At 71.2% G+C, this 14717-nt stretch carries 13 protein-coding genes; 5 read left to right on the forward strand and 8 right to left on the reverse strand.

Annotated elements, in window-relative coordinates; all coding sequences use genetic code 11:
- Nucleotides 1-328: 328 nt before the first annotated feature.
- The 3 genes from HTZ82_RS24315 to HTZ82_RS24325 all read left to right on the forward strand — a co-directional run bounded on the left by HTZ82_RS24315 (nucleotide 329) and on the right by HTZ82_RS24325 (nucleotide 2675).
- The gene (locus HTZ82_RS24315; protein WP_175411557.1) at nucleotides 329-496 is read left to right on the forward strand and encodes a hypothetical protein; all 168 of its coding nucleotides are present in this window, start codon (nucleotides 329-331) and stop codon (nucleotides 494-496) included.
- Nucleotides 497-900: 404 nt separating this feature from the next.
- The gene (locus HTZ82_RS24320) at nucleotides 901-2331 is read left to right on the forward strand and encodes a hypothetical protein (RefSeq protein WP_175411558.1); all 1431 of its coding nucleotides are present in this window, start codon (nucleotides 901-903) and stop codon (nucleotides 2329-2331) included.
- Between the two features lie 56 nt (nucleotides 2332-2387).
- Nucleotides 2388-2675, forward strand: coding sequence for a hypothetical protein (locus HTZ82_RS24325; protein ID WP_175411559.1), 288 nt, complete (start codon nucleotides 2388-2390; stop codon nucleotides 2673-2675).
- 122 nt (nucleotides 2676-2797) lie between these two features.
- Here HTZ82_RS24325 and HTZ82_RS24330 read toward each other — a convergent pair whose 3' ends face one another.
- From HTZ82_RS24330 to HTZ82_RS24350, 5 genes are all read right to left on the reverse strand, one after another.
- Nucleotides 2798-4024 carry an amidohydrolase gene (locus HTZ82_RS24330; RefSeq protein ID WP_175411569.1) on the reverse strand — a complete coding sequence of 409 codons (1227 nt, stop codon included), beginning with the start codon at nucleotides 4022-4024 and terminating at the stop codon, nucleotides 2798-2800.
- Nucleotides 4025-4216: 192 nt separating this feature from the next.
- A complete protein-coding gene (locus HTZ82_RS24335) occupies nucleotides 4217-5257 on the reverse strand; it encodes a hypothetical protein (protein WP_175411560.1) in 1041 nt (346 codons plus the stop codon).
- Nucleotides 5254-6186 carry an N-acetylneuraminate synthase family protein gene (locus HTZ82_RS24340; RefSeq protein WP_175411561.1) on the reverse strand — a complete coding sequence of 311 codons (933 nt, stop codon included), beginning with the start codon at nucleotides 6184-6186 and terminating at the stop codon, nucleotides 5254-5256. The genes HTZ82_RS24335 and HTZ82_RS24340 overlap by 4 nt, the downstream gene beginning before the upstream one ends.
- A 2-nt stretch (nucleotides 6187-6188) precedes the next feature.
- Nucleotides 6189-7631 (reverse strand): cytidylyltransferase domain-containing protein, encoded by a 1443-nt coding sequence (locus HTZ82_RS24345; RefSeq protein ID WP_375540857.1) that lies wholly within the window; start codon nucleotides 7629-7631, stop codon nucleotides 6189-6191.
- A 32-nt stretch (nucleotides 7632-7663) separates the two neighbouring features.
- On the reverse strand, nucleotides 7664-9106 hold the full coding sequence (locus HTZ82_RS24350; RefSeq protein ID WP_375540858.1) for a DUF6716 putative glycosyltransferase: 1443 nt from the start codon (nucleotides 9104-9106) through the stop codon (nucleotides 7664-7666).
- 64 nt (nucleotides 9107-9170) lie between these two features.
- Here HTZ82_RS24350 and HTZ82_RS24355 point away from each other — a divergent pair, with 64 nt between their 5' ends.
- Nucleotides 9171-10181 carry a glycosyltransferase family 2 protein gene (locus HTZ82_RS24355; RefSeq protein ID WP_175411564.1) on the forward strand — a complete coding sequence of 337 codons (1011 nt, stop codon included), beginning with the start codon at nucleotides 9171-9173 and terminating at the stop codon, nucleotides 10179-10181.
- Nucleotides 10178-11545: a polysialyltransferase family glycosyltransferase gene (locus HTZ82_RS24360; RefSeq protein WP_175411565.1), complete on the forward strand. Its 1368-nt coding sequence runs from the start codon at nucleotides 10178-10180 to the stop codon at nucleotides 11543-11545. Before HTZ82_RS24355 ends, HTZ82_RS24360 begins: the two co-directional genes overlap by 4 nt.
- Here HTZ82_RS24360 and HTZ82_RS24365 read toward each other — a convergent pair.
- The 3 genes from HTZ82_RS24365 to HTZ82_RS24375 all read right to left on the reverse strand — a co-directional run.
- Nucleotides 11529-12356, reverse strand: a complete 828-nt coding sequence (locus HTZ82_RS24365) for a MerR family transcriptional regulator (protein WP_175411566.1) — start codon at nucleotides 12354-12356, stop codon at nucleotides 11529-11531. The genes HTZ82_RS24360 and HTZ82_RS24365 overlap by 17 nt on opposite strands.
- Before the next feature lie 42 nt (nucleotides 12357-12398).
- Complete coding sequence (gene leuE / locus HTZ82_RS24370; RefSeq protein WP_175411567.1) at nucleotides 12399-13052, reverse strand: leucine efflux protein LeuE; 654 nt, start codon at nucleotides 13050-13052, stop codon at nucleotides 12399-12401.
- Nucleotides 13053-13151: 99 nt separating this feature from the next.
- A partial coding sequence (locus HTZ82_RS24375; RefSeq protein ID WP_175411568.1) for a methylmalonyl-CoA mutase occupies nucleotides 13152-14717 on the reverse strand: 1566 nt, incomplete at its 5' end.

Genomic DNA, 14717 nt, shown 5'->3' on the forward strand with positions numbered 1-14717 from the left:
CTGTACGGGCCGCTCGACGGGCGTGACACGGTCCTCGTCCGCCCGTACCTGGCGGAACATGAGCGGCGGGCTCAGCAGCAGGGGCGGCGGCTCGCCGATCTGGACACCCGGGTCCCGCACGGGGCGGGGGCGGTCTGGCGAGCGAGCCGATTCCGGCACGGAAGCCGGTCCGGATGTGCGTGCGCTGTGACCGGGTCACGGCCGCGCCCGTGGTCGTCTCCGAGGTCCACCAGAACTCCGGGCCCGGCTTCAACGTCTACGCCTGTCCCGAGTGCGCGCCGCACTTTCCGCCGCTGCCGGATGTACTTGATCTTTTTGGAGGTGCGCGATGACGGGAGACCAGATCATCGCGGCTGCCAGAGAGTCCGGGCGAACGCTGGAGTGCGAGACGAGCGAGCACTCCTTCTGTCACCCGATGGAGGTGCACGACTCCGACGAGCCCGGTCCTGACGAGCGGCCGGCCTTCTCGATCCTCTGCGCCTGCGCCTGCCACTGAGCCGTGCGCACGCGCTGATACCCCCCGGGGCTCGCCTGAGGCCCGGGGGGCGTCGCTGTTCCTTTGTGGAACAAACGTACGGGAATGCGCATATCCGCCGAATGGATGGGGTGGGCCTCCACTTCGGTGATCGCGACACCCCCGTTCCCTCGATTGGCCGTTCATGTTTGCTGGCGTTGAACAAATGTGCCTTGATATGCGTGCGAAATATTCCACAGGCATGAAAGAGCCATGGAATCACACGCGGCCGACACGAAACGGCCCATGACGCACGCCCAGTACGCCGGCAGAACATCCGTGTGGAGAGTCGTGCGGGTTACTTCCCGACATCCGGAGCCACCGTCCCGTGGTCGTGGCGGAATTCCGGAATTCATCGAACTCCCGGTCGAAAAAGGAACGAAAAGATGAAGAAGGTCAAGATCCCCTCCACCGCCCCCCTCGCGTACCTCAAGGCGGCGGCGGAGGCCGCGAAGAGCACGCTCGGCAAGCCGGACCTGCTCCCCGTCAACGTGGGCGGCAGCGGCTACTTCCCCTACTGGCACCGCACGGAGAACAACTACCTCTACCTCCGGACCTGGGAGTACATCAACCAGAACGTGACGGAGGGGCCGGACAAGGGAGACGACAACGGGTTCATGGAGTTCGGCGACCCGCTCGCCAACGACTACGTCGGCTATCTGGACGCACTCGGATACCGGATGTCCGACGAGGACAAGCGGAGGATGAGGGAAGCCCAGGAGCAGGTGAAGGAGACGGGGACCGAACTGGTCAGGGCCTACGAGGGCATCTACCGCGAGATCACACAGCAGCAGATGGAAACGGCCCACGTCGACACGAAGATCGACTACATCGCGTCCTACAAGCTGGTCCATGAATGGGCGGGGCAGAAGGGGCTGCAGCTGGACCGGAAGGTCCTGCAAGATCTCGAACGGCACCTGCCCGACTGCCCCGCGTCGGCCAAGCCGCTCATCCCCATCATCGCCCGGTACCTCACGGGTCTCCTGCCGGTCTCCGGGCTGATCAACACGGGGTTCGCCAAGGAGTCGCTGCTCTCCAACCTGCGGTACAACACCAAGAATCCCAGCAAGGACAACGGCGGGGTGCTCACGGAGGACGACAAGCTGAACCAGGCGTACCACGTCGGCTTCACGGTCAATGACGAGCCGGCCGCCATCCATGAGGCCCTCCAGGCGGACAAGGGCTTCACCGTCCGCATGGACTTCTCCAACTTCCAGGAAACGACAGTCGACTTGAAGATCGAGGGACAGGCCGGCGGGTCGGTCTCGGTGCTCGGGGTGATCGGCATCGAGGCCGAGGGCTCCGTCAACTACTCCCTCCACGAGCTCAACTCGCAACGCGTCGACTGCACCGTCGAGGTCGAGTACAAGGGCGTGACCGCCGTCCATATGAAGCCGACCCCGTACAGTCAGGACACACAGGCCGGCTGGTACGAGAGTGCCCCCATCGTCGACGCTCTCAAGAACGGGAAGAACCCCCAGGACAGCGGCTGGGTGCTCAGCCCCTACCCGAGCGCGGGCCTCGGCGTCCTGCAGTGCCTGGCGGTCAGCCGCTTCCCGAGCATCAAGATCAAGTACGAGAGCGGCTCGATGAGCAAGAAAACGGAGGAGCTGCGCCACCAGGCCAGCGTGGGGATCTCCCTCTTCGGTATCCGGCTGGGCGGCGGCGGATACGACTACAAGTGCACCAAGGTCGAGGAACACGGGGAGAACCAGGGCTTCACCATCGAGTTCCAGACCCCCACCACGATCACGGGCAATCCGCTGGACCGGCGCGCCTACGTGATCGCATGCGGGGTGGACGAGTTCCGCCCCTGAGCGCGGCGCGGCGCGGTACCCGAGCACCCGTTTCGAGCTTCGAGGAGGACTCGTACATGAGTGGGACGCAGCTCAACGTGAGGACCGTCAGGGCCCGGGACTACAACCAGGCACGGAGCATCCTCGCGAACGCCGGTAGCCAGTCCGCGAGGAAGTCGCACCCCGTGCACGACAAGCCCGACGTGCCCGTCGCACAGGGGCAGGATCTGCTGCGCGAGGCGCGGGACGAGTTCCGGGAGATGGACGCGGGACTCCCGGACAAGCAGAAGAAGTCGCGCATGTCGCAGGAGCACTACAAGGCCGTCCACGACGCGGCCGACACCATGGGCATCAGTCACTGGTGAGTGAGAGTGAGGGAGTGGGCGGGTGACCGCTCGCTCGCCGGGTACGACGAGGCCCCGCCGTCCACGCGTGTGGAGGGCGGGGCCTCGCGTTGGCTCCGGGGGCGCCGTGTGCCGCGTACGGGTTACGCCGGGGGGCCCGCGTCGATCAGTGCCGCGGCGGTGAACAGTTCCACGCCCACCTTGATCGCCGCCTCGTCCACGTCGAAGTTGCCTCGGTGGAGGTCCAGCTGGGTGGGGTCGCCGGGGCGGCGGACGCCCAGGCGGGCCATGGCGCCGGGGACGTGTTCCAGGTACCAGGAGAAGTCCTCGCCGCCGAGCGACTGCTCGGTGTCCTCCACCGAGTACGGGCCGCAGCGGCGTTCCATGGACTCGCGGAGGAGCTCCGCCACCACCGGGTCGTTGACGACCGGCGGTACGCCGCGGACGTAGTTGATCTGGGACTTCGCGCCGTACAGGGTCGCGACCTCGTCGATCGCCGCGTACACCTGGTCCGGCGCGTCGCGCCAGGCGGCCAGGTCGAGGCAGCGGACCGTGCCGCCGAGCTGGGCGTGCTGGGGGATCACGTTCGGGGCGTGGCCGGCTTCGATGCGGCCCCAGGTCAGGACCAGGCCGCTGCGGGCGTCGACGCGACGGGCCAGGAGCGCCGGGACGTCCGTCGCCACGCGGGCCACGGCGGTCACCAGGTCCGTCGTCAGGTGCGGGCGGGCCGTGTGGCCGCCGGGGCCGTCGAGGGTGACCTCCAGGCGGTCGCACGCGGAGGTGATGGGGCCCACGCGGAGGCCGATCTTGCCGGCGTCGACGCGCGGGTCGCAGTGCACGGCGATGATCTTGCCCACGCCGTCCAGGACGCCCGCGTCGACCGCGTCGACCGCGCCGCCGGGCAGGACCTCCTCCGCCGGCTGGAAGATCAGGCGGACGGGGCGCGGGAGCAGTCCCTGGCGGTGGAGGTCCGCCAGGACCAGGCCCGTGCCCAGGACCGTGGTCGTGTGGACGTCGTGGCCGCAGGCGTGGGCGCGGTCCGGGACGGTGGAGCGGTACGCGCAGTCCACCTTGGTGTCCGGGATCGGCAGGGCGTCGATGTCGGCGCGGATCGCGAGCATGGGGCGGTGACCGTCCCACGTACCGATGTCGCAGGTGAGCCCGGTGCCGCCGGGGAGGACCCGGGGACGGAGGCCGCCGGCCTCCAGCCGGGCCTTGAGCGCGGCGGTGGTGCGAAACTCCTGGTTGCCGAGCTCGGGGTGCATGTGCAAATCCCGGCGGAAGGCGATCAGCTCGGTACGGAGTGACTCCGGCAGCGTACCGAGGAGGGGCGTTTCGCCGGGAACGTCGGCTTCGGGCTCGCGGGACATCAGCTTGTTCACCCATCAAAGGGTAGGCGTCTTTACCCCTCAACTGACGTGTGATCTACAAAACTTCAGCCCGATAGGGGAAAGAAACCAGGCTGAGCGGGCTTGAGGCGGGTCCGGAGTGGGTAAGCTCACGCGATTTGGCACTTGTTTTGATCTTCGGTGAGCTCCCGGTGCGCGTGGGTTAACAGTCGTTTACGCTGCTGTCAGTGACAGGCCGTGGGCCGAGCGTGCCGTCTCCGCGACCGCCGCGAGGAAACCGCGTGCCCGGGGCGGCGCGCCCGAGCGGAGCCACTCCGGCGCGATGTCGCAGACGGTGATCGTGACGCCGGTGCCCGCCAGGGCCGCCGGAAGGGTGTGCACGACCGTGGACGGGAAGCTCAGCACCGTACGGCCGGTCGGGCCGCGCCGGGCGATCAGCTCCAGCGGGAGCTCGGGGCGGACGATCTCCAGGCCCGTCTCCGTGGCGATGCGGTGCAGCTTGGGGGCGCTCTCGCGGCGGTGCGCGAAGTAGCGGGTGACGCCGTGCGCCGCGGCCAGCGCCTCGACCGCCGCCACGTACCGGTCCGGGTCGACCACGCCCGTCTCGACCAGGGACGTGCCCACCAGGTCGGCGCCGCGCGTGAGGCGGGGCGGGCCGAACCGGGCGCGGGTCCAGTCGAAGGCGTTGCGGGTGACCTCGGTGCCCGGGGGCGGCTCCACCGGGAGGGCGGTGAAGATCTCGACCGTGCGGCGGCGGCCGGGGGTGAGGCGGCGGCGGGCCAGGGTGGTGACCGGGGCGAGGGCCAGTTCGCGGGGGCTGCGGCTGCCGCGCCGGTGCCAGCGCACCAGGCGCTCGCCGCGGGCCAGCTGCGCGGCGAACTCCATGGTGGCGGTGCCGTCGTCGACGACCGTGAGGCTGGGCGGTCCGAAGAGGCCCAGCAGGAGCTGCACGTAGCGCGAGAACGGGTCGCCCACCAGGACGTGCTCCGCGGCGCGCAGCAGCGGCGCCAGATCGCGGAGCGTCCGCACCGGGGAGCCCTCCCGGCCGCGCGCCTCGTGCCACCGGACGGTGACGCCCTCGTCCCGCGCCAGGCCCGCCATGCGCCGGAGCTGGCCGCGCGACATGGGGTCCGTGGGCGGGAGGACCACGAGGGTGAGGTCCGTCGGCGCGTGGCTCCGTGCGTGCACCCACTCCAGGACGTTCAGGACCTGGACGGGACTCTCGACGAAGGCCAGGTGGAGGGTGTGGGTCATGCCGGCGCCAGGACCCTGCGGAGCTTCTTCATGGGGGCCAGTTCGGAGTCGTAGACCTTCTTCACGCCGTCGCCGAGCGCCGTCTCGATGGTGCGGATGTCCCGTACGAGGCGGGTGAGGCCCTGCGGCTCGACGGACGCGGCCTGGTCGGAGCCCCACATGGCGCGGTCCAGCGTGATGTGCCGCTCGACGAAGACCGCGCCGAGCGCCACGGCGGCGAGGGTGGTCTGGAGGCCGGTCTCGTGGCCGCTGTAGCCGATCGGGACGTTCGGGTAGTCGCGGCGCAGGGACTCGATCACGCGGAGGTTCAGCTCCTCGGCGCGGGCGGGGTACGTGGAGGTGGCGTGGCAGAGCAGGATGTTCTCGGAGCCGAGTACCTCGACGGCGTGCCGGATCTGCTGCGGCGTGGACATGCCGGTGGACAGGATCACGGTGCGGCCGGTGGCGCGGACCGTGCGGAGCAGTTCGTCGTCCGTGAGCGACGCCGAGGCGATCTTGTGGGCCGGTACGTCGAACTTCTCCAGGAAGGCCACGGCCTCGGTGTCCCACGGGGACGCGAACCAGTCGATGCCGCGGGCGCGGCAGTGCTCGTCGATGGCGCGGTACTCGGTCTCGCCGAACTCCACGCGGTGGCGGTAGTCGATGTACGCCATACGGCCCCAGGGGGTGTCGCGCTCGACGTCCCACTGGTCGCGCGGGGTGCAGATCTCGGGAGTGCGCTTCTGGAACTTCACGGCGTCGCAGCCCGCGTCGGCGGCGGCGTCGATGAGGGCGACGGCGATGTCGAGGTCGCCGTTGTGGTTGATGCCGATCTCGCCGGTGACGTAGACCGGCTGGTCCGCGCCGACGGTGCCGTGGCCGAGGGTGCGGGTGGTGGGGCTGATGGTGGGGCTGGTGCTCGTGGTGCTTGTGTTCAGCAGGTTGTTCATGGTCACTTTCCTTGCGGGGAGCGGGGCGGGGTGGTGAGGGTGGGGCCCAGGAGCCAGCCGGCGATCTCGCGGATGGCGCCCGCGCCGCCCCGCGCGGTGGTGACGGCGCGGGCGGCTGCGCGTACGGCGTCCTGGGCGTCCGCCACGGCGACGGGCCAGCCGACGAGGGCGAGGCAGGGCAGGTCGTTGACGTCGTTGCCGGCGTAGAGCACGCGCTGGAGGTCGATGCCGTACTCCTCGCACCAGTGCTTGAGCGCGGCGTCCTTGCGGTCGATGCCGTGCAGCACGGGGACGTGGAGCTTGCGGGCGCGGGCGGCGACGACGGCGTTGCGCTCGGTGGAGAGGATCAGCAGGTGGAGGCCGGCGCGGCGGAGCGCGGCGACGCCGAGGCCGTCGCCGCGGTGGACGGCGACCATTTCGCGGCCGTCGGCGTCGATGAGGACGCGGTCGTCGGTCTGGGTGCCGTCGAAGTCGAGGACCACGGCGTCGACGTCGCGGCGGGTGGGGGTGTCGGTGGGGTCGAGGAGGGGGGCCAGGGCCCGGGCGCGGGCGAGGTCGTGCGGGTCGTCGATCTCCAGGACGCGGGCGGGGTCCGTGGGGACGAGGGTGGTGACGCCGAAGAAGCGGTGCCGGTGGTGGCGGAAGCCCGCGACGTCCATGGCGTAGGCGGCGCCCGTCTCCAGGAGTTCCGCTGGGCGGTCCTGGCGGCGGGGGCGGCGGGTCTTGTCGTGGTTGACGCCTTGTGCGTCGGGCGCGGCGGGCGCGGCGCCGTGGGGCGGGGCCGCTGGGGGCGGGGCCTGGGGCGGGGTGGGCGGGTGCGGGTCCGTGGTGGGGGCGGGGGTCCCTTCGGCGGGGGCCGTTCCGCTGTGCCCACCCTCCCCCAAGCTCTCGGCTTCGCTCGAGCAGGGGGGACCCCCATCGCCCTTGGCGGAACGCATGCCCACAGCGAAACGGCGGTCGACCGGCGGCGTGGCCGCACCCGCACCCACGGAAGCGGCGGCAGGCTCCACAGCGGAACAGTGGTTCGGGCGCCAGATGAAGCCGTGGAACGGGGCTGCTGTCAGGGATGTGTCGGCTGTGCCGGTGAGGATCTCCGACGCCACCGCGTCCACGTCGTCCGCCGTGAGGAACGGGCTCGTGCACTGGACCAGGAGGACCACGTCCGGGGCCTGGCCGTGGCGGGACTCGTGGGTGTCCAGGGCGTGCAGGACGGCCGCCTCGCTCGTGGCCGTGTCGCCCGACAGGGACGCGGGGCGGTCCACGACCTCCGCGCCCGCCGCACGGGCCACGGCCGCGACGGCCGGGTCGTCCGTCGACACGGCGACGTGCGTGACGTGGCGGGCGGCGCGGCAGGCGCGGACCGCGCGGGCGACCAGCGGGACGCCGCCCACCGGGGCCAGGTTCTTGCCGGGGACGCCCTTGGAGCCGCCCCTCGCGGGGATCACCGCCAGGACGGTTCGCCGCCCGTGTGTCGCGGTCACAGGTCCCCCAGCCGTCGGATCAGCGGCGCCATGCGCTGGACGCCGTGGCGGTACGCGCCGCGTGCCGTCTCCCGTACGGCGGTGCGCAGCGCGCCTCGTACGCCTCGTGGTTCCGTCCCGGGCGGCGCGTCCAGGCGGTGGCGGGCCAGGACGCCCGGCAGGTAGCCGGGGGCCGTGGACGGCGTGTAGTACGGGGCGACGGGCGGCAGCTCGTCCTGCTTCAGGAGTTCCTCGACCCGCGCCCGCGCCGCCTCGAACGACGGCGCGTCGCCGACGCCCTGGTCGGCCAGCCAGTCCGGGTCGGGCTCGGGGCGGTGGCCGGTGTCGAGCCGGTCCCAGGAGGTGAGCAGGCCCGAGCCGATGAAGTGGTGGTTGCCGAGCGCCTCGCGGACGCCCAGGTCGGTGAGGACCGCCGTCGGCACGCCGCGGTGCAGGGACTCCAGGGCGGCCGTCGACGAGACGGTGACGAGCAGGTCCGTACGGTCCAGGACGGCGCCCATGTGCCCGTACGCGAGGCGCAGGTTGGGCGGGAGCGGCATGCCGCGGGCGAGCTTCTGGTACGGGAGTTCCTCGATGTGCGTGGTGTGCTCGCCCGGCTTGGAGCGCAGCTTCAGCACGACGTCCCGCTCCGGGTGCAGCCGGGCGTGCCCGGCCAGCCGCCGCAGCAGGTACAGGCGGTCGGCCCGCGACGCCGGTACGGAGGGCTGCGCGGCGAACACGACGGTGTCCCGCCCCGGTGCGGGCCGGTAGGGCGCCCCGCCGAGGAACGGCAGCGCCGCCTCGACGACGGCCGACGGGTCGGCGCCCACGCCCTCGTACACGGCGCGGAACCGCCGCGCGTCGTACGGCGAGTTGGCGAGGACGACGTCCGCGCCGTGCCGCAGCAGCAGCCCGTCCGCGAGCTTCTCGTACACGACGCCGACGTAGCCGGTGACGGTCACCGGGCGGCGCCGCAGCGCCATGCCGGCCAGCCCGTGCAGCACCGCCTGCACCGTGCCGCCGACGAGGGCGAGGACGACGACGTCGTACCCCTCGTCCCGTACGGCGCGCAGGAATTCGGCGCCCGTGACCTCGCGCGGGGTCCCGAGGCCGGTGCCGGTCTCGGCGAGCTGGCGGGCTGTCGGGGTCGCGCGGCCGCGCAGGGCGAAGCCGGTGATGTCGGGGGCCGCATCGGAGGCCGCATCGGGGGTGCCGGCGCGGGAGCCGGTGCGGGAGCCGGGGCGCGGATCGTCGGTGCGGGCGTCGGGCCGGGCGATGCGGCGCGCCGTCAGCGCGCCCCATTTCCATCGGGTGTCGGAGTCCGCGACAACCGCGATCCGATACGTGAGCGAGGGCACGGCGAGGACGTTAGGAAGGCATTCCGCTTCATGGCCCAACTCGACCGCAACAAAAGATGAACAGCGCCTGGACGCCGTCCGGTTAAGGAGCGCGCCGCTCATTGTTCATCGGGCATCCCACCCCCGGACAGGGCGAATGCGCGCCGCGCGGCCTAGCGTCCCGTACGTGGTCAAGCTCTCCGTCGTCGTGCCGTTCTTCAATGTGCAGAGATACGCGCCCGACACCCTCAGAAGCCTGCGCGCCAACGCCCGCGACGATTTCGAGTTCCTGCTCGTCGACGACTGTTCGACGGACGGTACGCCGGAGATCCTGGAACGGGCCGTACGGGAGGTCCCCGGCGCCGTGCTGCTCCGGCACGAACGCAACGGCGGGCTCGCGACCGCCCGCAACACCGGGATCGACGCGGCGCGCGGCGAGTACCTGGCGTTCCTGGACGGGGACGACTGGCTGGCACCCGGGCATCTGCCTCAACTACTCGATGCGATAGAGGAGTTGGGGTGCGACTTCGTCCGTACGGACCATGTGCGGTGCACGGGCCGCGAGCGGAGTGTGCGGCGGGTCCCGGTGGGGCGGCGCGGTGAGGTGCTGCGGCCTCGGGACGCGATCCTGCCGGCGCACCGGACGACGTCGGTCGACTATCCGTACGCCTGGGCGGGGATGTACCACCGGCGGCTCGTGGAGCGCGGACTGCTGCACTTCACGGACGGGCTGCGGACGGCCGAGGATCGTCCGTGGATCTGGCGGCTGCACCGTGAGGCGGATTCCTTCGCGGCGGTGAGCACGCTCGGAATCTTCTACCGGCGCGGAATTTCCACCTCTCTCACACAGATCGGCGACATGCGTCAGCTCGATTTCATCCGGGCTTTCGACCAGGTGATCGAAGAAACGGCATCCGACGGGGATGACGCGGACCGGTTTCTGCCGAAAGCGGTACGGACGTATTGCGCGATCATCGCCCACCACATGGGGTCGATCGAGCGTTTCGAACCGCCGGTCGCGCGGAAACTCCGGGCGATGAGCGCGGCGGCGCTGCGACGGATGCCGCAGGACGTGCTCCGGGAGGCTCTGGACGCGATGGACGCGGACCGCTCGGCGGTGCTGCGCAGGCTGCGCCGGCGTCCGGCCGCGGCGGGGGGCGGTTCCGTGGGATCCGGTTCCGCGGGGGTGGGGGCGTGACCGTGCAGGTGCTGTACGCCTCCAGTCTGTACGGGGCGGTCACGCTCGCCGCCGCGCTGGACAGCGGGTGCCTACCGCCCGCCGAGCGGCGCGTGCTGCTGGTGTCGAACAACGCGGCGGTGCCGGAGACGACGCCGTCGCTCGACCGGATGCCCGGCTTCGAGCGGCTGCGCGCGGGGCGCCGGTTCGACGCGGTGCTGTCGTGGAACGAGGCGATCGCGCCGCTCCACCCGGGCGGCTGGTCGCCGCGCCCCGACGACGTACCGCTGTGGGAGCGGTACCTGCGGCTGCTGTGGGGCATCGGGCCGGGCGAGCGGGTCGAGCTGGTCGTGGAGTCGCTCCAGGTGGCCCCGGCCCTGGCGCTGGCGCAACTGTTCCAGGACGCGCCGCTGACGGTGTACGCGGACGGGCTGATGACGTACGGCCCGACGCGGAACCGGCTGGACGCGCTGGTGGGCGAGCGGGTGCGCCGCGTCCTGCACCTGGACCTGGTGCCGGGGCTGCGGCCGCTGCTGCTCGGCGAGTTCGGGGCGGTGGCGGAGGCGGTGCCGGCGGGGGCGTTCACGAAGGTGGTGGACGAGCTGGCGGAGGCGGAAGCGGAGGCGGCGGGCCCACTGCGCTGCGTACGCGAGGGCGGCGCGCTGCGCGAGGGCGGCGCGCTGCTGCTGGGCCAGTATCTGTCGGCCCTGGACATCCTCACCGCCGACGAGGAGGAGGCCCTGCACCTGCGGATGGTGCGGGGCGCGGTCGCGCGCGGCCACCGGCGCCTGGTGTTCAAGCCGCACCCGGTCGCCCCGGCGTCGTGGTCGCGGACGCTGGAGCGGGCGGCGCAGGGGCTGGGCGCCGAGCTGACCGTGCTGGAGGAGCCGCTGCCGGCGGAGGTCGTGTACCGGCGGATGCGGCCCGAGCTGGTGGTGGGCTGCTTCTCGACGGCGCTGTTCACGGCGAGCCGCTTCTACGGCATCCCCGTGGCCCGGGTCGGCACCGGCCTGCTGCTGGAGCGCCTCGCGCCGTACCAGAACAGCAACCGCGTGCCGGTGACCCTGGCGGACGCGCTGCTCCCGGACCTGGAGTCGACGTCGTACGAGCCGGAGCCGGTCGGTGACGTCACGGACCTGGTGGCGGCGGTCGGCTTCGCGATGCAGCCGCAGCTCCGCCCGGACCTGCGGGAGGCGGCCGAGCGGTATCTGAAGAGCTGCCCGCCCGCCTTCCTCGCCCGCTACTTCAAGCGCCGCCGCCTGACGGTCCTGGGTCTCCCGGGAGGCCTCCCGCTCCCCCGCAACCGCGCGGTGCGGCGCGTGGTGCGGGAGGCCCGCCGCCTGAAGCGCAGGGCCCTGAACCCGCCGGCTAGGCGGCGCCGGTGACCGGCTCCTGGAGTTCGGTCACCCACTCCGCCCGGTCGTCCGGGCACTCCAGGTACAGCTCGCGGGCGTAGCCGGCGGAGCGGTGGCCGTTGGCGTCGATCCACGCGGCGAGGCCCTGGGCGGTGGGCAGCACCTCGCTCATGGGCCCCCGGTGGATGGCGGTCGCCGCCCGCTCGACCGGGGGCAGGTCGACGAGGTCGACGTCCGGTACGGCCGTGACGCCCGGCGGTACGGCCATGCCGGCGTGGACGACGATCGTGCCGTCGCCCGCCGGGGCGTCCTCGTAGTACGCGATGCCCGGCCCGAAGCCGGTGAGCCCGGCGGCGGTGAGACGGGCGCACAGCTCGTCGTAGAGGGGCGTGATGACGGGGCCGATGTCGGCGGGCGCGTAGCTCGCGGCGATGCCGCTGAGCTCGGCGACCCGTACGGCGGGGATGCTCTTGACGACGACGTCCTGCGTGGACATGTGTCCCTCGCTCTCGATGGCCCGGAGCCTCGCCGCGACCTGGCCCAGCCGTGCCGCCGCCTCGGCCATCGCCGCCTCCAGCTCGGCCTGCCGCAGCCGCAGCATGCCGCGCAGCTCGTCGGCGCCCACCTCGTCGTCCACGATCGACCGCACCTGGTCGAGTGTGAACCCGAGGTCCTTGAGGGCGATGACGCGGTTGAGCCGCGCCAGTTGCCCGGCCTCATAGAACCGGTAGCCGCTGTACGGGTCGACGTGCGCGGGCCGCAGCAGGCCGATGGCGTCGTAGTGCCGCAGCATGCGGACGGACACACGGCCGTGTCGGGCGAAGTCTCCGATGGTGAACATGACGACTCCTACGACACGGCCTCACACGGTGTGAGGGTCAAGCTACGCGCTTGCCAGCGACAGCTTCACCGCGAAGCCGAGGAACAGCGCACCGGCGGCCGATGTCGCCCCCGCGGAGAGCCGCTTGCGGCGGCGGAAGGCGGCGGCCAGCCGCGTGCCGCCGAATATCAGCGCGCTGAGGTAGAGGAAGCTGGCGAGCTGGGCGAGGGTGCCGAGGACGACGAAGGACAGGGCGGGGTAGGCGTACGCCGGGTCGACGAACTGCACGAAGAAGGCGATGAAGAACAGGATCGCCTTGGGGTTGATCAGGCTGATGACCAGAGCACGGCGGAAGGGCCGTTCGTCGGTGGCCGTGACCGTGGCCGCGGCGTCGCCCACCGCCTGCTCCCGGCGCGTGCGCCACATCGCCCAGGCGGCGCGCAGCATGCCGATGGCCAGCCACGTCAGATATCCGGCGCCCGCGTATTTCACGATCCCGAACAGCAGGGCGTTCGTCTGCAGCAGGGAGGCGACACCGGCCGCAGACAGCGTCATCAGCACCGTGTCCCCGCACCAGACCCCGGCCGCCGCGGTGTACCCGGCGCGCACGCCGCGGCGGGCGGCGGCGGAGAGGACGTACAGGGAGTTGGGACCGGGCAGCAGGATGATCAGGACGAGGCCCGCGAGGTAGGTGGGCAGGTCGATGACGCCGAACATGAAGGTGAGTGTCGCACGGGGGTACGACACTCACCTTCGGGATTTCACAGGACGAGACGACGGCCGGCACGCGTCCGGCGCGGCACCCGGACCATCCCGTCAGAAGGCGTCGGTGGGGACGTAGGTGCCCCAGACGTCGCGGAGGGCGTTGCAGACTTCGCCGACGGTGGCGCGGGCTTTGAGGGCGTCTTTCATGGGGTAGAGGACGTTGTCGGTGCCTTCGGCGGCCTTCTTCAGCTCGGCCAGGGCGGCGTCGACCGCCTGCTGGTCGCGTTCGGCGCGGAGCCTGGCCAGGCGGGCGGCCTGCTGGGCCTCGATGGCCGGGTCGACGCGCAGGGGCTCGTAGGGCTCTTCCTCATCGAGCTGGAAACGGTTCACACCGACCACGACACGTTCGCCGGAGTCGGTCTCCTGGGCGATGCGGTAGGCGGAACGCTCGATCTCGTTCTTCTGGAAACCGTGCTCGATCGCGCTGACCGCGCCGCCCAGGTCCTCGACCTTCCCCATCAGCTCCAGAGCCGCCGCCTCCACGTCATCGGTCATCTTCTCGATCACATAGCTGCCGGCGAACGGATCGACCGTCGCCGTCACATCCGTCTCATACGCCAGCACCTGCTGCGTCCGCAACGCCAGACGCGCCGACTTGTCCGTCGGCAGCGCGATCGCCTCGTCGAACGAGTTCGTGTGCAGCGACTGCGTCCCGCCCAGCACCGCGCCCAGCCCCTGCACCGCCACCCGCACCAGATTCACCTCCGGCTGCTGCGCCGTCAGCTGCACCCCGGCCGTCTGCGTATGGAAACGCAGCATCCACGACTTCGGGTTCTTCGCCCCGAACTCCTCCCGCATCACCCGCGCCCAGATCCGGCGCGCAGCCCGGAACTTCGCCACCTCCTCCAGGAACGTCGTGCGCGCCACGAAGAAGAACGACAACCGCGGAGCGAAGTCGTCCACGTCCATCCCCGCCGCGACCGCCGTGCGCACGTACTCGATCCCGTCCGCGAGCGTGAACGCGATCTCCTGCGCCGGCGACGCACCCGCCTCCGCCATGTGATAGCCCGAGATCGAGATCGTGTTCCACTTCGGGATCTCCGCCCGGCAGTACTGGAAGATGTCCGCGATCAGACGCAGCGACGGCTTCGGCGGAAAAATATACGTACCCCGCGCGATGTACTCCTTCAGCACATCGTTCTGGATCGTCCCCGTCAGCTTCTCCGCGCTGACCCCCTGCTCCTCCGCCACCAGCTGATACAACAGCAGCAGCAACGCCGCGGGAGCGTTGATCGTCATCGACGTCGACACCCGGTCCAGCGGAATCCCGTCGAACAGCACCCGCATGTCATCGACCGAGTCGATCGCCACCCCCACCTTGCCCACCTCACCATGAGCAATCGGCGCGTCCGAGTCATGCCCCATCTGCGTCGGCAGATCGAACGCCACCGACAACCCCATCGTCCCGTTCGCGATCAACTGCTTGTAACGGGCATTCGACTCCACCGCCGTCCCGAACCCCGCATACTGCCGCATCGTCCACGGACGCCCCGTGTACATCGACCGATACACACCCCGCGTGAACGGATACCCACCCGGCTCGCCCAGCTTCACCGCCGGGTCCCACCCAGCCAGGGCATCCGGCCCGTACACCGGCTCAATGGGCAGTCCCGACTC

The organism is Streptomyces sp. TRM64462, from assembly GCF_013362995.1.
Lineage (GTDB): Bacteria > Actinomycetota > Actinomycetes > Streptomycetales > Streptomycetaceae > Streptomyces.